This is a genomic window from Curtobacterium sp. B8 (assembly GCF_000333315.1).
Lineage (GTDB): Bacteria > Actinomycetota > Actinomycetes > Actinomycetales > Microbacteriaceae > Curtobacterium > Curtobacterium luteum.
The window spans coordinates 1-18,491 of sequence record NZ_BACW01000512.1 but is presented as its reverse complement, the minus strand read 5'-3'; the positions used below and the strand labels follow the sequence as shown (position 1 = coordinate 18,491).

The window sequence follows — 18,491 nt, the reverse complement described above, 5'->3', positions numbered from 1 at the left end:
CGCCGAACTGCGCGTGCAGGCCCGGAGGGACGCGATGTGGGTCATCACGCCGGCCTTGTCGTNCGAGGCACCGCGGCCGTAGAGGCGGTCGCCGCGGAGGGTCGGCTCGAACGGCGGCGTCTCCCAGAGGGCCTCGTCGCCCTGGGGCTGCACGTCGTGGTGCGCGTAGAGCATGACGGTGGGCTTGCCGTTCCGCGCGGGGCGGACCGCGAGCACTGCGGGCTGGCCGAGCTCCACGTCGGCGCCGTCGGTGTTCTGCGGGGCGGTGGTGTCCTGCTGGGCGCTGTTGTCCTGCGGGGCGCTTGTGTCCTGCTGGGCGCTGTTGTCCTGCGGGGCGCTGGTGTCCTGCGGGATGTCGCCCTCGATGGCCGAGCGGACGATGCGCACGGCGTCGTCGGCGAACACACCGGTGCTCCGGGCCAGGTCCGCGACCGCCTCCGCACTCGCGCGGACGTTCGCCGGGTCGAACGCCGACCACGACACCGAGGGCAGGCGGACGAGGGCGGACAGGTCGGCGATGGTCGCCGGCAGCGCCCCCTGCACGTGTTCGCGCAGGGCGTCGAGGAGCGCGGGGTCGGTGGCTGCTGCGTGCTGGTCGGTGTCGGTCATGTCCCGTAATCTAGAGGACGATCCAGCACGCAACCGCAGTCAGGAACCCACCGTGGCGAAGGCAGCCCCCAAGACCAACACGACCGTCAACCCGTCCGAGGCCGAGCTCCTCGAGCAGGGCAAGGGTCGGCCGACGCCGAGCCGCCGTGAGCGTGAGGCCGCGAACCGTCGCCCCCTCGTCGGCAACTCCCCCGCGGACAAGAAGGCGGCGCGCGCCCGGCTGAACACGGAGCGCGAGAAGGCCCGCGTCGGCATGGCGAACGGCGAGGAGCGCTACCTCCCCGCGAAGGACCGCGGCGAGCAGCGTCGGTTCGTGCGCGACTGGATCGACGCGCGGTGGAACATCGGCGAGGTCATGATGCCGGTGCTCGTGCTCTTCCTCATCGTCGGGTTCGCGGCCTCGCAGACCGTGCTGGCGTCCTACGCGCTGCTGCTCGTGTGGGCGTTCGTCGCGCTGTTCGTGCTCGACTGCGTCGTCCTCTGGCTGTCGCTGCGCAAGAAGCTGACGAACAAGTTCGGGTCGATGCAGCGCGGCACGTTCCTCTACATCCTCACGCGGACGTGGCAGCTGCGGTTCCTCCGCCTGCCGAAGCCGCAGGTGGGTCGCCGGCAGTACCCCACCGTCTGACCGGCGTCCGTCCGGACGTCCTGCTCGGAGCGCCGCTCGACCTCGGTCGGGCGGCGCTCCTGCGTTCTTCGGGAAGCGGAATGCGTCGAGTTGGTCGCACGACCTGCCGCTCTTCTCCGCCGCGCCCGCGCTCGTGCTCGTGCCCGTGCCCGTGCCCGGGCCCGCCTTGCAACCGGTCACGACTCCCCGCCGCGCTCACGCCGAAGGGTCACGAGCCGTCGGTCACGAGCGCCGAGAGCGACCCCTCGTGACCGGCCGCCGAAGCTGAGCGGGGTGTCGTGACCTCGCGCACGACCGCGTCTTGCGCGCCTGCCACCCCGATGCCGAGCCCGAGCGTGCCCGGGCCCGCCTTGCAACCGGTCACGACTCCCCGCCGCGCTCACGCCGAAGGGTCACGAGCCGTCGGTCACGAGCGCCGAGAGCGACCCCTCGTGACCGAACGCCGAAGCTGAGCGGGGTGTCGTGACCTCGCGCACGACCGCGTCTGGCGAGTCCGCCGACCCGATGCCGAGCCCGAACGCGCCCGGGCTGCGCGCCCACCCGCCGTCAGCGGGCTGCCGCCCGCCCGCCGCCAGCGAGCGGCCCGCTCGCCGTCAGCGGGCGGCCCGCCCGCCGTCAGCGAGCGGCGCGCCGCAGCCGACGACGACGGAGGTGGTTGATGCGCGCAGCCCAGGTCGGCCCCTCGTAGAGGAAGGCCGTGTAGCCCTGCACGAGCGTCGCGCCGGCGTCGACGCGGTCCTGCACGTCCTGCTCGCTCGTCACTCCCCCGACCGCGATGACGCAGAAGTCCTCGGGGACGGCAGCCCGGACACGCCGCAGGACGTCGAGCGACCGGGCAGCGAGCGGCGCACCGGAGAGGCCGCCCGCTCCCATCGCCTCGACCTCGGCCGCCGGGGTCTGCAGCCCGGAACGGTCGATCGTGGTGTTGTTCGCGATGATCCCGGAGAGCCCGAGCTCGACAGCGAGTCCGGCGATGGCGTCGATCTGCTCGTCGGTCAGGTCAGGCGCGATCTTCACGAGCACCGGGGTCCGCCCTGCGGCGTCGCGCACGGCGGTGAGGAGCGGCCGGAGCTGGTCGAGCTCCTGGAGACCACGGAGCCCCGGTGTGTTCGGCGAGCTGACGTTCACGGCGAGGTAGTCGGCGAACGGCGCGAGGAGCCGCGTCGACTCGAGGTAGTCGTCGATCGCGTCCGCGACGTCGACCACGCGGCTCTTGCCGATGTTGACGCCGATGACCGGCCTGCCGGAGTTGCGTCGTGCCCGTTCGAGGCGACGCGACGCAGCAGGTGCGCCGTGGTTGTTGAACCCCATCCGGTTGATGAGCGCCCGGTCCGGGATGAGTCGGAACAGCCGTGGTCGCTCGTTGCCGGGCTGCGGCTTGGCGGTGATCGTGCCGACCTCGACGTGGCCGAACCCCAGCACGCCGAGACCCCGGATGCCCTTCGCGTCCTTGTCGAACCCGGCCGCGAGACCGAACCGCGACGGGAAGTGGATCCCCATCGTCGTGATGCCGTCGGCGGCCGACGGGCGGGAGGACCGTTCGACGAGTCGCCCGATGAACGGCACGTGCGGGATCAGCCGGATGACGGCGAACGCGAGGTGATGGGCTCGCTCCGGGTCCATGTTCGCGAACACGGACCGGAAGACGACCTCGTACCCGCCGCGGATCGCTCGCTCGACGCCGACGCTCACGCGTCCGCGCCCTCGGGACGGGCAGCGGCGTGGTGGTCGAGGCGGAGCTGGCCGATGGCGTCCTCGAAGTCCTCGAGGGAGTCGAAGGCCTGGTACACGCTCGCGAAGCGGAGGTACGCGACCTCGTCGAGCTCACGGAGCGGCGCGAGGATCGCGAGCCCGATGTCGTTCGCGTCGATCTGGCTGGAGCCGGACGACCGCACGGTCTCCTCGACACGCTGCGCGAGGATCGCGAGGTCGCCGTCGGTCACCGGACGGCCCTGGCACGCCTTCCGGACGCCCGAGACGATCTTGTCGCGGCTGAACGGCTCGGTGACGCCGTTGCGCTTCACGACGTTGAGCGACGCCGTCTCGGTCGTCGAGAACCGGCGCCCGCAGTTCGGGCACTGGCGACGGCGACGGATGGAGGTGCCGTCGTCGCTCGTGCGGGAGTCGACGACGCGGGAGTCCGGATGGCGGCAGAAGGGGCAGAACATGGCGTGCCCAGGCTATCGGTTCGTGCGCTCCGTCACGGCGGCCCCGTGCGCGGGCAGCTGCTTCTCGGTCGCGAGCGCCACGATGTGCGGCGCGACCTCGGCCAGCGCCTCGGCCGAGTACCGGATCACCTGCTGCGGCCGCAGGAAGGTGGACGCCGAGAGCCCGGACCCGAACCGCGCCTGTCCACCGGTCGGCAGGACGTGGTTCGACCCGGCGAGGTAGTCGCCGAGGCTCACCGGTGTGCTCGGTCCCACGAACACCGCACCCGCGGCGTCGATGTCGGCGAGGACCGCGTCGTCGTCGGCGGTCTGGATCTCGAGGTGCTCCGGCCCGTAGGCGTTGCTCACGGCCGCGGCATCGGCCAACGAGTCCACGAGCACGACCGCGGACTGCGGACCGTCCAGGGCGGTCTGGAGGCGCGTGGCGGTCCCCACGCGTTCGGTGCGTTCCGGGATCGCGGCTTCGACCGCATCGGCGAACGCCGGCGACGTGGTCACCAGCACGCTGCCCGCCTGCTCGTCGTGCTCGGCCTGGCTGATGAGGTCGGCGGCCACGTACCCCGCGTCGGCCGAGTCGTCGGCGATCACGAGGATCTCGGTGGCGCCGGCCTCGGAGTCGATGCCGACCGTGCCGCGGACGATCCGCTTCGCCGCCGCGACGTAGTTGTTGCCGGGGCCCGTCACGAGGTCGACCGGCTCGAGGCCGATCTCCGGCACGCCGTACGCGAGGGCACCGACCGCGCCGGCACCGCCCATCGCGTAGACCTCGTCCACGCCGAGGAGCCCCGCTGCCGCGAGGATCGTCGGGTGGACGTGTCCGCCGTGGGCACGCTGCGGCGGGGACACCAACGCGATCGAGCCGACACCGGCGATCTGCGCGGGCACGACGTTCATGACGACGCTCGACGGGTAGACGGCCTTGCCACCGGGCACGTAGAGCCCGACACGACGCATCGGCTGCCAGCGCTGGTGTACCTCGGCCCCGTCCGCGAGGGTGGTGACGGACCCGGCGGGCACCTGGGCGGCACTCGCGGCACGGACACGGCGGATCGCTTCGTCGAGGGCCGTCCGGAGTTCGGGGGTGAGTCCCGCGACCGCTGCGGCGATCTCGGCCGCCGGCACCCGCACGTGCTCCGGGGCACCGCCGTCGAAGCGGTCGGCCTGCTCGCGGAGCGCCGCCGCCCCGTGCTCCCGCACCGCGTCGACGAGCTCGCGAGCGGCGTCGACGGCGTGCGAGACGTCACCGACGGCACGCGGCATGAGGCGGAGGAGTTCGGCGCGGGCGGGGAGGCCACCACGGAGGTCGATTCGCTGCATCATCAGGGCACCAAGCCTAGCGACGACGGCCGACAGGCTCCTGGTGGGGCCGTGCCGTGCCTCCAGGCCGTCAGACGGGGGCGACCGCCTCGACGACCGCAGCGTGCCGTGCCACCGCGAGGTCGTCCCACGCACCGAGGACGTGCAGCGTCGCGATGCGGAACGCGAGCGCGCGGACGAGGAGCTGCGGCCACTCCGGGGTGCCGTGCCCGAGCGGCACCAGCGCGGAGGTCGGGACGCCCTGCCAGCAGACCGCGTCGACCACGGCGACCGCCTCACCGGTGCCGGCGGGACGCCAGTACGGCGGCCAGTCGATGATCGTCGGCGGGGCGTCGTCGGCGAAGAGGACGTTGCCGAGCAGGTCCCCGTGCACGAGTTGCGACGGGGTCGCCACCGGCCGGAACGCCCGCGCGAGCCGGTCGAGCGTCGGGTCGGACGGCAGCGGCTCGTCGCCCCAGGCCATCCGGTCCGCGCGCGACCAGGCGTCGTCGAGGAGCTCTGACGGGTCTTCCAGGAACGCGGGACGACGCAGCCCGGCGATCGCGTCGTGGAAGGCGCGCCCCGCGTCGACGACGGCCTCGACCCGCGAGGGGTCGGGGCGACCCGGTGCCCACGCCCATGCCTCCCACTCCCCCGCACGCCACGCTCCGGTGGTGGTGCGGACCGGCCGGGGCATCCGGAACGCGGGCGTTTCGTCGAGGCCGTCGAGCACGGCGGCGCGCCAGTCGGTGACGGCGGCCCCGTCGTGCGGGCGGAGCACGACCGGGCCGGCGCGCCAGGTCACGCCGCGTCCGCCGACGAGGCGAACCGGCGCGATGTCGGCGACGCCGAACGCCGCCAGCACCGCAGCGTCGGGCGGTGCAGCGGCGTCACCGGGCGCGCCGTGCACGTCAGACCAGGCAGCGCGGGCCGAGCAGGCTCTTCAGCTCGCCGAACAGGTCGGGCGTCAGGTTCACCGGGAACGGCAGCTCGAACGTCCGGGCGACGTCGTCCTTGAGCAGCTTCAGCCGGACCTCGGTCTCCCCGCTGTGCCGGCCGAGCACCGCGGCGAGCTCGGTGACCGTCTCGGTGGTCGCCTGCCGCTCGGGCAACGACAGCGTCAACGGACCGGAACCCATGACGTCGCCGACGTTCGGCTGGAACATGCTGACCGCGTGCAGCGCCTTGCCGTCGTCACGGACGTTCACGCGGCCGCGGAGGACGACGATCGAGTCCGCCACGAGCGACGGCCCGAACTCCTGGTACGTCTTGCCGAGGAACATGACCCCGATCTCGCCGCCGAAGTCCTCGATCTGGACGATGCCGTAGGGGTTGCCCGACGACTTCGCCACGCGGTGCTGCACGCTCGTGAGGAGTCCCGCCACCGTGACCGTCTCGCCCTCGACGGAGTCGTCCGCCGCGATGAGGTCCGCGATGGTGATCGACTGGTGCTTCGCGAGCTCGATCTCGAGGCCGGCGAGCGGGTGGTCGGACACGTAGAGCCCGAGCATGTCCCGCTCGAACGCGAGCTTGTCGCGCTTCGACCACTCGGGGCGGTCCGGCACCTGGGAGACCGGTGCGGCCGTCGGCTGCTCCTCGGCGACCTCGGCGAAGAGGGAGTCGAAGTCGAACCCGACGTTGCCGTTGGCCTCGTCGCGCTTGACCTTCACCGCGGACTCGACGGCTCCCTCGTGGATCTCGACGAGCGAGCGTCGGCTGTTGCCGAACTCGTCGAAGGCGCCGGCCTTGATGAGCGACTCGACCGTCCGCTTGTTCGCGGAGGAGATCGGGATCTTGCGGAGGAAGTCGTGGAACGACTCGAACGCGCCCTTCTCGGTCCGCGCCTTCACGATGTCGTCGACGACGTTGAAGCCGACGTTGCGGATCGCGCCCATGCCGAACCGGATGTCGTCGCCGACTGCCGCGAAGAACCCGATCGACTCGTTGACGTCCGGCGGCATGACCTTGATGCCCATGCGGCGGCACTCGTTGAGGTAGAGCGCGAGCTTGTCGCGAGCGTCGCCGACGCTCGTGAGCAGCGCGGCCATGTACTCGGCCGGGTAGTGCGCCTTGAGGTAGGCCGTCCAGAAGGACACCACGCCGTACGCGGCCGAGTGCGCTTTGTTGAACGCGTAGTCGGAGAACGGCAGCAGGATGTCCCACAGCGTCTTGATCGCCGCGTCGGAGTAGCCGTTGTCCTTCATGCCCTGCTCGAAGCCCGCGAACTGCTTGTCGAGCTCGGACTTCTTCTTCTTGCCCATCGCGCGGCGGAGGATGTCCGCCTGGCCGAGTGAGAAGCCTGCGACCTTCTGTGCGATGGCCATGACCTGCTCCTGGTAGATGATCAGACCGTAGGTCTGGTCCAGGATGTCGGCCAGCGGCTCGGCGAGCTCCGGGTGGATCGGGGTGATCGCCTGCTCGCCGTTCTTGCGCAGCGCGTAGTTCGTGTGCGAGTTCGCACCCATCGGCCCAGGACGGTACAGGGCGATGAGCGCGGAGATGTCCTCGAAGTTGTCCGGCTTCATGAGCCGCAGCAGACCGCGCATCGGGCCACCGTCGAGCTGGAACACCCCGAGCGTGTCGCCGCGCTGGAGGAGCTTGTAGGCCTCGTCGTCCTCGAGGCCCATCGTCTCGAGGTCGAGCTCGGTCCCCCGGTTCGTCCGGATGTTGTCGAGGGCGTCGCTGATGATCGTGAGGTTGCGGAGCCCCAGGAAGTCCATCTTGATCAGGCCGAGCGACTCCGCTGCCGGGTAGTCGAACTGCGTGACGATCTGGCCGTCCTGCTCCCGCTTCATGATCGGGATGATGTCGATGAGCGGGTCGCTCGACATGATGACGCCGGCCGCGTGCACGCCCCACTGGCGCTTCAGCCCCTCGAGCCCGAGTGCGGTGTCGAAGACCGTCTTCGCTTCGGGGTCGGTCTCGACGACCGTCCGGACGTCGACGGCCTCCTTGTAGCGCGGGTGGTCCTTGTCGAAGATCCCGGTGAGCGGGATGTCCTTGCCCATCACGGGCGGCGGCATCGCCTTGGTGAGCTTCTCGCCCATGCCGAACGGGAAGCCGAGGACGCGCGAGGAGTCCTTGAGCGCCTGCTTCGCCTTGATGGTGCCGTAGGTGACGATCTGCGCGACACGCTCGGAGCCGTACTTCTCGGTGACGTACTTGATCGCCTCACCGCGGCGCCGGTCGTCGAAGTCGACGTCGAAGTCGGGCATCGAGACGCGGTCCGGGTTGAGGAACCGCTCGAAGATGAGGCCGTGCCGGATCGGGTCGAGGTCGGTGATGCGCATCGCGTACGCCACCATCGACCCGGCGCCGGAACCACGGCCCGGTCCGACGCGGATGCCGTTGTTCTTCGACCAGTTGATGAAGTCGGCGACGACGAGGAAGTACCCCGGGAAGCCCATCTGGTTGATGATCCCGACCTCGTAGTCGGCACGCTCCTGCACCTCGGGCGAGATGCCGTCCGGGTAGCGGTACTCGAGGCCCTTGCGGACCTCCTTCTCGAACCAGGAGTGCTCGGTCTCGCCCTCGGGCACCGGGAACTTCGGCATGTAGTTCGCCGCGGTGTCGAACTCGACGTTGCACCGCTCGGCGATGAGCAGCGTGTTGTCGCAGGCTTCCGGGCTGTCACGGAACAGGTGCCGCATCTGCTGCGGGGTCTTGAGGTAGAACTCGTCGGCGTCGAACTTGAACCGGTTCGGGTCGTTCAGCGTCGCGCCGGACTGGACGCAGAGCAGGGCCGCGTGCGACTTGGCGTCGTGGGCGTGCGTGTAGTGGAGGTCGTTCGTGCCGACCAGCGGGATCCCGAGGTCCTTCGCGAGGCGGATGAGGTCGCTCATGATCCGCCGCTCGATCTCGAGCCCGTGGTCCATGATCTCGGCGAAGTAGTTCTCCTTGCCGAAGATGTCGCGGTAGTCCGCCGCGGCCTGCACCGCCTCGTCGTACTGCCCGAGGCGCAGGCGCGTCTGGATCTCACCCGAGGGGCAGCCCGTCGTCGCGATGATGCCCTCGTGGTACTCCTGCAGCAGCTCGATGTCCATGCGGGGCTTGAAGTAGTAGCCCTCGAGCGAGGCCTTCGACGACAGCCGGAACAGGTTGTGCATGCCCGTGGTGTTCTCGGCGAACATCGTCATGTGGGTGTACGAACCCGCACCGGAGACGTCGTCCCCGCCGCCGTCACCCCAGCGCACGCGGGTCTTGTCGGAGCGGTGCGTGCGCGGCGTGATGTACGCCTCGGTCCCGATGATCGGCTTGACGCCGCCGGCCTTCGCCGCCTTCCAGAACTCGAACGCGCCGAACATGTTGCCGTGGTCGGTGACGGCGACGGCGGGCATGCCCTGCGCGGCCGTCTCGGCCACGAGGTCGCCGAGACGCGCGGCACCGTCGAGCATCGAGTACTCGCTGTGCACGTGCAGGTGGACGAAGGAGTCGGAATCCGACACGGAACCTCCGGTTCGCGGGAGCTGCTGCGGTGTGGGAACAGCCTAACCGCGGCCACCCACATTCCCGGGCGTGGCGGCGTGGCGCTCGGTGACGCGCGTGAGCGGGCGCCGTCGATCGGTCAGGACACGCCGCATCGGCGGCGTCGCGAGGTCACGAAGTGTCGCCGTCCGCCGGCGGGAGCGACGGTTCGCGCCCTCTCGGCGCGCGTGCCGTGGCGCGCGGCCGCGCCGCGCCGCACCGCGCCGGACGGGAGGCCCGGGGCGGCCCCGCCACGCGCCTCCAGGCCGGGACCGGGTCGCGCCACGCGCGGGGCGCGACGTCCCGGTCGCGCAGCACGCCGCCGGCGTGCCGTTCAGGTCGCACGAACCGCCGTCCGCTGCCCCCACGAGCGACACGTTCTGCGACCAGGCCACCCGCGCCCGGGCGAGCCGCCGCGCCGAGCACCGGCGCCGCACCCCGCCTACGCGGCGCGGATGCGGTCGAGCGCCTCCTGCAGGTCCTCCGGGTACGACGCCTGGAACTCCACCCACTCCCCCGTGCGCGGGTGCTCGAAGCCGAGCCGCACCGCGTCGAGCCACTGCCGGGTCAGCCCGAGCTCGTTCGCGAGCACCGGGTCGGCCCCGTACATCGTGTCCCCGACGAGCGGGTGCCGGGTCGCCGCCATGTGCACGCGGATCTGGTGCGTCCGACCCGTCTCGAGGTGCACCTCGAGCAGCGTCGCCGACCGGAAGGCCTCGAGCGTCTCGTAGTGCGTCACGCTCGGCTTGCCGTCCGCCGTGACCGCGAACTTCCAGTCGCTCGACGGGTGCCGGCCGATCGGGGCGTCGATGGTGCCGGAGGTCGGGTCCGGATGGCCCTGCGCGAGCGCGTGGTAGACCTTGTCGACCGTCCGCTCCTTGAACGCGCGCTTCAGGTGGGTGTACGCGAGCTCGGTCTTGGCGACGACCATCAGGCCGGAGGTCCCGACGTCGAGCCGGTGCACGATGCCCGCGCGCTCGGCCGCGCCGGAGGTCGCGATCGTGAAGCCGGCGGCTGCGAGGCCTCCCGGCACCGTCGGGCCGTCCCACCCGGGCGAGGGGTGTGCCGCGACGCCGATCGGCTTGTCCACGACGACGATGTCGTCGTCGTCGTGCACGATCGTCATGCCGGGCACCTCGACGGGGACGATGCGCGGAGCTTCCTTCGGCGTCCACTCCACCTGGAGCCAGGAGTCCGCGTGCAGCCGGTCGGACTTGTCCGCCGTGACGCCGTCGACGGTCACGCCTCCGGCCGCGACGACGTCGGCCGCGAACGACCGGCTGAACCCGAGCAGCTTCGCGATGGCGGCGTCGACGCGCTCGCCCGCGAGGCCGTCCGGGACGGGGAGGGATCGGGTCTCACTCAACGGTCGTGCCTCACGTGGCGTCGTGGCCGAGCTGGTCACGGCCGTGCGCGTCGCGTCCGTCACGCGGCGCGCGCGGGTCGTCGACGAGCGGCCGGGAGGCACTGCTCGCCTCCGCCTCGACGCTCGCGTCCGCTGCGTCCCGCTCGCGTCGCTGCTTCTCGCTCACGGCACGGGTGCCGTCGAGGTTCACGCCGAGGATCACGAGCAGGACGAAGATCACCATGCTGACGCAGATGAACGAGTCGGCGATGTTGTAGATCGCGGGCATCATCCACGGCGTCGAGATGAAGTCCACGACGTGGCCTCGACCGAACCCGGGCTCACGGAACAGCCGGTCGAGCAGGTTGCCGAGCGCACCGCCGAGCAGCATGCCGAGGACGATCGCCCACCACATGGACCGGATCCGCCGCGCGAACACGACGATGGCGACGACGACGGCCGCGGAGACGATCGAGAACACCCAGGTCATGTTCACCGCGAAGGAGAACGCGGCCCCGGGGTTCCGGACGTAGAGGAACTGCAGCGCGCCCCCGAGCACCGGGACCACCTGGCCGTACGGCAGGTGCGCGACGACGAGCGCCTTCACCGTCTGGTCGAACGCCACCACGACGACAGCGGCGAAGGCCAGTGCCGCGATCGCGCGGACACTGACCTTCGCTCGTGGTGCGGGTCGTGACAACGTCAGTTGCCGACGCCCGAGGCAGAGGCCGGCGCGAAGCCGGACTGCTCGGTGCCGCCAGAGGTCTCGAGCTCGTTGAGCTGCCCCTGGATGTAGCTCTTGAGCTGCGCACGGTAGTCGCGCTCGAACGTGCGGAGCTCGTCGATCTTGCCCTCGAGCTGGCGCTGCTCCTGCTCGAGCACCGCGACACGCTGGCGGTTCGTGTTCTCGGTGTCGGCGATGATCTGGCGCTGCTTGGCCTCGGCGTCGGAGACCAGGCGAGCGGCCTGCGCGGTGCCCTCGGCGATGAGCGCGTCGCGCTTCTCGATGCCCTCGCGGACGTGCTCCTCGTGGAGACGACGGGCGAGCGTGAGGAGGTTCGTCGTGCCCTCGGTGTCCTCGTCCGGGGAGACCGTGGCCGCAGCGGGTGCAGCGGCGGCGGCGACCGGCGTGGGCTCCGGAGCGGCGGCGACGGGGGCCGGCTCGGGCTCGGGGGTCGACTCGGGCTGCTCGGCGACCTGCTCGGTCGCGGCCGGCTTCGGCGCCGACTCGGCGGCCTGCAGGCGCTGGCGCAGCTCGTCGTTCTCCGCGGTCAGGCGACGGAGCTCGACCACGACCTCGTCGAGGAAGTCGTCGACCTCGTCCTGGTCGTAGCCCTCACGGAACTTCGTCGGCTGGAACCGCTTGTTGACTACGTCTTCCGGCGTCAAAGCCATTGCCGTCACCTCAATAGAACTGCTGAACGTGTGGAACCACTCCCGGTGCGACCGAACCTACCAGTCGCACCGCGTGGTGCGGATGCCGCGCCGGAGCGGGCATCGATCCCGACCACCGTACACCGACGGGGTCGGGGAGTCGTCACCGCGCCTGGCGTGGCGCGTGTCGCGGCTGGATCAGGCCGTGGCCGAGGCCGCGATGAGCAGGTTGACGATGAACCGGACGATGATCGCCACGAGCAGCACGATCGTCCAGCCGAAGTCCAGGGCGACCGGTCCCATCCGCATGGGCGGGAGGAGTCGGCGCACGAACCGGATGGGCGGGTCCGTGACCGTGTAGACCACGTCGGCCACCACGAGCAGTCCGCCACGGGGGCGCCACTGCCGGTTGAAGGTCTGCACGAGGTCCAGGGCGAACCGGCCCCAGAGCACGATGATGTACAGCAGGAGTGCGTAGGACAGGATCGTGAGGATCGCGGTCACGGTGGGGCTCGCTCGTCTCGGGTGGCTGCTCCCCGGACCGGTCGGTCAGGGACGGACGGCCACGGGCGGGTGGGCCGGCCGGTCAGCGCGGGCGGTGAGCGCGCGCCGGGTCCGGCTCAGGACTGGGCGAAGAAGTTCGCCTCGATGTCGGACTCTACCTCAGGCGCCTCACCGCTCACTGCGACGTGGGCCGGGGAGAGGAGGAACACCTTGTTCGTGACGCGCTCGATCTTGCCGTAGAGGCCGAGCGACAGCCCCGAGGCGAAGTCGATCATGCGACGCGCGTCCGCCTCGGTCATCTGCGTGAGGTTGATGATCACGGGGATGCCGTCACGGAAGCTCTCGGCGATGGACTGCGCGTCCTTGTACTCGCGGGGGTGGACGGTGAGGATCTCGTTCATTTCCTGGACCGGGGTCGCCTTCTGTGCGGTCGTGTGCGAGCGGCGGAGCGGGGTGACCTGGGCACCGCGCTGCGAGGTGTGCGCCTTGGGCTCGGGGGCCGGGGTCGGTGCGGGTGCAGCCGCCACCGGGGTCTCCGGGGCAGCCGGAGCAGCGGCGGCGGGTGCTGCCTGCGCGCGCGCCGGGGTCGCCTGCGGCTCGTCCTCGTACTCGAGTTCCTCGTCGGCGAGGCCGAGGTAGACCATCGTCTTCTTCAGCGGACCAGCCATGGTTCCTCCCGGGTTCGTGCTCGTGGTTGCCCTGCTGTCGAGGCTACGGTGCGTCCGGCCGTTTCCCGGTGATTGCGGTCCCGATCCGGAGGTGTGTCGCGCCCTCGGCGATCGCCTCCGCGTAGTCGCCGCTCATGCCGGCGCTGATGTCCGTCGCGGCGGGCGCGAGGGAGACCACCCGCTCCGAGATCCCACGGAGCCGGGCGAACGCCGCTCGGGGTTCCTCGTCGAGCGGTGCGACCGCCATGACGCCCCGCAACCGGATCGTCCCGGTGCCCAACACCCGCTCGACCATCGCCTCGACGGCGTCGGGCCGCACGCCACCGCGGTCCGGGTCGTCCGTGAGGTTGACCTGCACGAAGCCGTCGATGACCGGTGGCTCCGGCTCGGCGGCGGTCGGCGCGAACGCGTCCACCACCGAGTCCCGGTCGAGTGACTGCACGACGTGTGCGTACCGCCGTGCCTGCCGGGCCTTCTTCGACTGGAGCTGCCCGACGAAGTGCCAGGTGAGCGGCAGGTCGGCGAGCTCCGCGGCCTTCGCCTGGGCCTCCTGGTGGCGGTTCTCCCCCACGTCGGTGACACCGAGCGCAGCGAGTTCGCGCACGAGTGACGCCGGGTGGTACTTGGTGACGACGACGAGCGTCAGCTCGTCGGGGCTGCGCCCCGCCACCCGCGCCGCGTCCGTGATGCCCGCCCTGACGGACGCGAGTCGCGCCTCCAGTCCGTCGTCGTGGGACGGGGCAGACGGAGGGCCCACGACGCCGGTTCCGACACGACGCGCCAGCGGCGTGGCGGCCGTGCCGGTGGGGCGGCGCGACTCACCTGCCATGGTCGGCTTACTTCAGGAAGTCGGGGACGTCGAGCTCGTCGTCGTCGTCGTCGAACGCCGGGTCGGCGGCGCGCTGCGCCGGCGCCTGGTGCTCCTGCGACGCCCACGAGGTGGTCGAGGGTGCGGCGTCGTCGACCGCACCGGTCGCGCCGGCCGCCACCGGCGACGTCGCCCCGGCCTCGGGGTCGACCCAGCTCGAGCGACGCTCCTTCTGCTGCCCGGTCGGCTCGCCGCCGTCGAAGCCCGCGGCGATGACGGTCACGCGGACCTCGTCGCCCAGGGTGTCGTCGATGACCGCGCCGAAGATGATGTTCGCCTCGGGGTGGACGGCCTCCTGCACCAGGCGGGCGGCGTCGTTGATCTCGAAGATGCCGAGGTTCGAACCGCCCTGGATCGAGAGCAGCACGCCGTGCGCGCCGTCGATCGAGGCCTCGAGCAGCGGGCTGGCGACGGCGAGCTCGGCCGCCTTGATCGCCCGGTCCGCCCCGCGGGACGAGCCGATGCCCATGAGCGCCGAACCCGCACCCTGCATCACCGACTTGACGTCGGCGAAGTCGAGGTTGATGAGGCCCGGGGTCGTGATGAGGTCGGTGATGCCCTGGACACCGGCGAGGAGCACCTGGTCGGCGGTGGCGAACGCCTCGACCATGGAGATGCCGCGGTCGGAGATCTCGAGCAGGCGGTCGTTCGGCACGACGATGAGCGTGTCGACCTCGTCCTTGAGCGACGCGACGCCGTTCTCTGCCTGGGACTGCCGGCGCTTGCCCTCGAAGCTGAACGGCTTGGTGACGACACCGATGGTGAGCGCACCGATCGACTTCGCGATGCGGGCGACCACGGGAGCACCACCCGTGCCGGTCCCGCCGCCCTCACCGGCGGTGACGAAGACCATGTCGGCGCCGGCGAGGGCCTCCTCGATCTCCTCGGCGTGGTCCTCGGCGGCACGCCGGCCGACCTCGGGGTCCGCGCCGGCACCGAGGCCGCGGGTGATCTCGCGACCGACGTCGAGCTTGACGTCGGCGTCGCTGAGCAGCAGGGCCTGTGCGTCGGTGTTGATCGCGATGAACTCCACGCCGCGGAGGCCGAGCTCGATCATGCGGTTGACGGCGTTGACGCCGCCGCCGCCGACTCCGACGACCTTGATGACGGCGAGGTAGTTGTGGTTCGTGGTCACGTCAGTCCGGCCTCCGGTTGAACCCTCCACCTCTACTTGAAAGTCAGGGTTTTTGCTGCTAGGTGTGGTGCTTGCGTCGACGCTACGGGTGCCCTCCGCACGCTGCCCAGCCGCCACGCCGCGTGTCGCGCGATTCCGCCCGGACACACGCGGTCCCGGCCGTCCGACGACGTCGGCGGGACCGGCTAGCCCGCAGCGCGGATCACGCCGTTGTCCGGCGCGCTGACGTCGTACTCCACGACGGTCCCGGGGTTCCTGGCCTCGTGGTCCTTGACGAGGGCGGCCAGCAGGCGCGCCTTGGCGTCGGACGAGTCGGGGCTCCCCCAGACCACCTTCGAGCCGTCCTGCAGGGTCAGGGTGACGTCGTCCGCGGTCGAGGCCGCGACGGCCTTCGTCTGCGAGCGGACGGTCGACGGGAGCGCGAGGACCACCTCGGTCATGGTGCGGAACACCCGCGAGCCGAGCTTCGCGCTGCCGATGTCCGCGAGCGGCATCGTCGCCGGGCGGGCCTTCGCCGACTGCACGACGATCCCGGCGGGGTCGACGAGGTCGAAGGAGCGCCCGGACCGCACGGCGACCACCGGGGTGCGCTCGGTCACGGTCACCACGAGCGTGTGCGGGGGTGCCTCCTCCGTCACGTAGCTCTCCACCAGGGGGAACTCCGCGATGTCGCGCTTCACCTCGTCGAAGTCGAGGCGGGCGAGCGGCGTGCCGATCTGCCCGGAGAGCGCCCGCCGGAGCGCGGCGTCGTCGACGCGGTTCGTGCCCTTGACCTCGATGGTCTGCAACGCCATGAGCGGGGAGTACACCGCGACGAGGATCGACGCGCCGAGGACGACGACGATGCCGGCCGCCGTGATCCAGGCCGCACGACGGTGCCGACTCCGTCGGGTGAATCGCCGGACCTCGGCGCGCTCGAGCAGGCGTCGGCGGCGCTTCGCGATGCGGGCCTCGCGGGCGGTCTCAGCGGCACGCACGCGCGCGCCGATCGGCGTCTCGAGGACGTCGGTGACCCGGGCGTCGGTCGCGGAGCCGGCGTCGCGGTCGTCGTGCTCGGCGCGTTCGTCGTGCTCGGCGAGCTCGTCGTGCTCGTTCGCGCCCCCGTGCGGACGTCGCGTCCCGTCGTGGCGGGGCGCGGTGTCCGCGACGGGGCGCGACTCGTCGTGCGCCGTGGCGTGGTCCTCGTCCGGCGCGTACGCGCGGAGGCGGCCGGCGACGGACGACAGTCCGGCGCCGAGCCGACGACCGGCGGTGCCGGCGAAGGCCTCGGCGCGCTCACGCGGGGACGTCCCCGGCGTGCTGTCCGTCTCGGCGTCCGCGGCCGGCGGGGCGGGGTCGAGCCGTGCCTCCAGGCCGTCGTCCGGCGTCGGCGGGACCGCGCGACGCGGTGGGCGGGGGGCACGACGCTGCCGTGGCGCCGGGGCGCCCGTCTCCGGAGCGGCCGACTCCGGACGCTCGTCGAACCCCTCGGGACGCTTCACCGGGCCGGCGTCCCCTCGGAGTCGTCGTGGAGCGCACCGAGCACCTGCGGGATGATCCGGTACACGTCGCCGCAGCTCAGGGTCATGATGAGGTCGCCCTCGTGCGCGACCGCGGCGGCCCGGGCTGACGCCTCGTCCCAGTCGGGCAGGAAGTCCACGCGGGACTGGTCGTGGAAGCGCTCCTGCACCAGGGCACCGGTCACGCCGGGCTCGGGGTCCTCCCGGGCGCCGTAGACGTCGAGCACGACCGTGTGGTCGGCGAGCTCCTCGTAGACCTTGGCGAAGTCGCCGGCCATGAGCCGCGTGCGCGAGTAGAGGTGCGGCTGGTGGATGGCGATGATGCGACCGTCGCCGACGACGTTCCGTGCGGCCCTGAGCGCCGCCGCGACCTCGGTCGGGTGGTGCGCGTAGTCGTCGTACACCGCCACGCCGCGCTCGACGCCGTGCAGCTCGAAGCGCCGCTGCGTCCCGCCGAAGGCCTCGATCCCGCGGACCGCGTCGGCCGGCGCCACGCCGAGACCGGTGAGGACCGCGAACGCGCCGACCGCGTTGACGGCGTTGTGCCGCCCGGGGACGCGCAGGGTCAGGTGGTGCGACTCGCCGGCCGCGCGGAAGTCGACCTCGACGCCGGCTGCCTCGGTGATCCGCTCGATGCGGACGTCGGCGTCGGCGGCCTCGCCGAAGGTCACGATCTCGGGGGCGTCCGGACGCTCGCGGATCCCGGCGGTGACGCGCTTCGCCCCGTCGTCGTCGCTCGAGATGACCACGCGCTCGGAGGCCTTCGCGGTGAACTCGACGAAGGCCTCGATGAAGGCCTCCTCGCTGCCGTAGTGGTCGAGGTGGTCGGCGTCGACGTTCGTCACGAGGGCCACGGCGACGTCGTAGAGCAGGAACGAGCCGTCGGACTCGTCGGCCTCGACCACGAAGAGGTCGCTCGACCCGGGGGCCGAACTCGTGCCGAGGGACTGGATGACACCGCCGTTGACGAAGCTCGGGTCGAGGCCGAGCTCGACGAGGGCGGTGACGATCATGCCGGTCGAGGTGGTCTTGCCGTGCGCGCCGGCGACGGCGACGAGCCGCTGCCCGGCGATGAGCGCGGCGAGGGCCTGGGAGCGGTGCAGCACGGGCAGGCCGCGACGCTGCGCCTCGAGCAGCTCGGGGTTGTCCGGCCAGAGCGCGCTGGTGACCACGATGGTGTCCGCGCCACCGACGTTCGCGGCGTCGTGCCCGATGTGGACCGTCGCACCGAGGTCGCGCATGGTCTGCGTCGTGGCGGTCTCGCGGGAGTCGCTGCCGCTGACGGTGTGCCCGGCGGCGAGGAACATCCGGGCGATGCCGCTCATGCCGGAGCCGCCGATGCCGACGAAGTGCACGGCGCCGAGGTCGTCCGGGATCGGCTGGGTCAGGTCCGGCTTGATGGTCATGGTTCCTCCGTGGTGCTGCCGGTGGTCGCCCGGCCGTCGGCGTCGCGTGCGGCGTCGGTCGTGTCGCGCGGTGCGGCGTCGGTCGTGTCGCGCGGTGCGCCGCCGGTCGTGTCGCGCGGTGCGGCGTCGGTCGTGTCGCGCGGTGCGCCGCCGGTCGTTGCGTTCCGCGCGGCGTCGGTCGTTGCGTTCCGCGCGGCGTCGAGCACGAGGTCCGTCATCCGGTCGGCGCCGTCGCGGTGTCCGACGCTGCCCGCACGGACCGCCATGCTCGCGATGCGGGAACGGTCCTGCAGGAGCGTCAGGAGCTGGAACGTCACCCAGTCCTGGTCGAATTCCTCGTCGGCGACGAGGACCGCTCCTCCGGCGTCGACGACGTCCTTCGCGTTGTGGCGCTGTTCGCCGTTGCCGACCGGGTACGGCACGAGGACGCTCGGGAGGCCGACGGCGGTCAGCTCGCAGACCATGCCGGCGCCGGACCGGGAGACCACGAAGTCGCTCGCGGCGTACGCGAGGTCCATGCGGTCGCA

Annotated in this window: 17 protein-coding genes; 1 reads left to right on the top strand and 16 read right to left on the bottom strand. The window is 71.7% G+C overall.

Going from position 1 to position 18,491, the window contains the following annotated elements; translation table 11 throughout:
• A partial coding sequence (locus I59_RS23540; protein ID WP_031273799.1) for a M20/M25/M40 family metallo-hydrolase occupies nucleotides 1-609 on the bottom strand: 609 nt, incomplete at its 3' end.
• A 52-nt stretch (nucleotides 610-661) separates the two neighbouring features.
• Between I59_RS23540 and I59_RS13215 the strand changes: the two genes are divergently transcribed.
• Nucleotides 662-1,237, top strand: a complete 576-nt coding sequence (locus tag I59_RS13215; RefSeq protein WP_022904271.1) for a DUF3043 domain-containing protein — start codon at nucleotides 662-664, stop codon at nucleotides 1,235-1,237.
• Between the two features lie 615 nt (nucleotides 1,238-1,852).
• On the opposite strand, the gene I59_RS13200 is transcribed toward I59_RS13215, so the two are convergent.
• The 15 genes from I59_RS13200 to I59_RS23535 form a co-directional block, all read right to left on the bottom strand.
• The gene (locus I59_RS13200; RefSeq protein ID WP_022904269.1) at nucleotides 1,853-2,929 is read right to left on the bottom strand and encodes a quinone-dependent dihydroorotate dehydrogenase; all 1,077 of its coding nucleotides are present in this window, start codon (nucleotides 2,927-2,929) and stop codon (nucleotides 1,853-1,855) included.
• Nucleotides 2,926-3,405: a transcriptional regulator NrdR gene (gene nrdR, locus I59_RS13195; protein ID WP_022904268.1), complete on the bottom strand. Its 480-nt coding sequence runs from the start codon at nucleotides 3,403-3,405 to the stop codon at nucleotides 2,926-2,928. The genes I59_RS13200 and nrdR overlap by 4 nt, the downstream gene beginning before the upstream one ends.
• A gap of 12 nt (nucleotides 3,406-3,417) precedes the next feature.
• A complete protein-coding gene (gene hisD / locus I59_RS13190) occupies nucleotides 3,418-4,725 on the bottom strand; it encodes a histidinol dehydrogenase (protein WP_022904267.1) in 1,308 nt (435 codons plus the stop codon).
• Between the two features lie 67 nt (nucleotides 4,726-4,792).
• On the bottom strand, nucleotides 4,793-5,611 hold the full coding sequence (locus I59_RS13185; protein WP_022904266.1) for an aminoglycoside phosphotransferase: 819 nt from the start codon (nucleotides 5,609-5,611) through the stop codon (nucleotides 4,793-4,795).
• A gap of 1 nt (nucleotide 5,612) precedes the next feature.
• Complete coding sequence (gene dnaE / locus I59_RS13180) at nucleotides 5,613-9,095, bottom strand: DNA polymerase III subunit alpha (RefSeq protein WP_042726743.1); 3,483 nt, start codon at nucleotides 9,093-9,095, stop codon at nucleotides 5,613-5,615.
• 512 nt (nucleotides 9,096-9,607) lie between these two features.
• Nucleotides 9,608-10,531, bottom strand: a complete 924-nt coding sequence (locus I59_RS13175; protein WP_031273796.1) for an RluA family pseudouridine synthase — start codon at nucleotides 10,529-10,531, stop codon at nucleotides 9,608-9,610.
• Nucleotides 10,532-10,541: 10 nt separating this feature from the next.
• Nucleotides 10,542-11,210, bottom strand: coding sequence for a signal peptidase II (gene lspA, locus I59_RS13170; RefSeq protein WP_022904263.1), 669 nt, complete (start codon nucleotides 11,208-11,210; stop codon nucleotides 10,542-10,544).
• A gap of 2 nt (nucleotides 11,211-11,212) precedes the next feature.
• On the bottom strand, nucleotides 11,213-11,905 hold the full coding sequence (locus I59_RS13165; protein WP_022904262.1) for a DivIVA domain-containing protein: 693 nt from the start codon (nucleotides 11,903-11,905) through the stop codon (nucleotides 11,213-11,215).
• 177 nt (nucleotides 11,906-12,082) lie between these two features.
• Nucleotides 12,083-12,388 (bottom strand): YggT family protein, encoded by a 306-nt coding sequence (locus tag I59_RS13160; RefSeq protein WP_022904261.1) that lies wholly within the window; start codon nucleotides 12,386-12,388, stop codon nucleotides 12,083-12,085.
• A gap of 116 nt (nucleotides 12,389-12,504) precedes the next feature.
• A complete protein-coding gene (locus tag I59_RS13155) occupies nucleotides 12,505-13,056 on the bottom strand; it encodes a cell division protein SepF (protein WP_022904260.1) in 552 nt (183 codons plus the stop codon).
• A gap of 43 nt (nucleotides 13,057-13,099) precedes the next feature.
• On the bottom strand, nucleotides 13,100-13,813 hold the full coding sequence (locus I59_RS13150) for a YggS family pyridoxal phosphate-dependent enzyme (protein WP_031273793.1): 714 nt from the start codon (nucleotides 13,811-13,813) through the stop codon (nucleotides 13,100-13,102).
• A gap of 79 nt (nucleotides 13,814-13,892) precedes the next feature.
• The gene (gene ftsZ, locus I59_RS13145; protein WP_022904258.1) at nucleotides 13,893-15,059 is read right to left on the bottom strand and encodes a cell division protein FtsZ; all 1,167 of its coding nucleotides are present in this window, start codon (nucleotides 15,057-15,059) and stop codon (nucleotides 13,893-13,895) included.
• A gap of 185 nt (nucleotides 15,060-15,244) precedes the next feature.
• Nucleotides 15,245-16,540: an FtsQ-type POTRA domain-containing protein gene (locus I59_RS20990; protein ID WP_022904257.1), complete on the bottom strand. Its 1,296-nt coding sequence runs from the start codon at nucleotides 16,538-16,540 to the stop codon at nucleotides 15,245-15,247.
• Nucleotides 16,537-17,964, bottom strand: coding sequence for a UDP-N-acetylmuramate--L-alanine ligase (murC, locus tag I59_RS13135; RefSeq protein ID WP_022904256.1), 1,428 nt, complete (start codon nucleotides 17,962-17,964; stop codon nucleotides 16,537-16,539). Before murC ends, I59_RS20990 begins: the two co-directional genes overlap by 4 nt.
• Nucleotides 17,961-18,491: glycosyltransferase (locus I59_RS23535; RefSeq protein WP_031273791.1), on the bottom strand; the 531-nt coding region annotated here is incomplete at its 5' end. The genes I59_RS23535 and murC, both read right to left, overlap by 4 nt.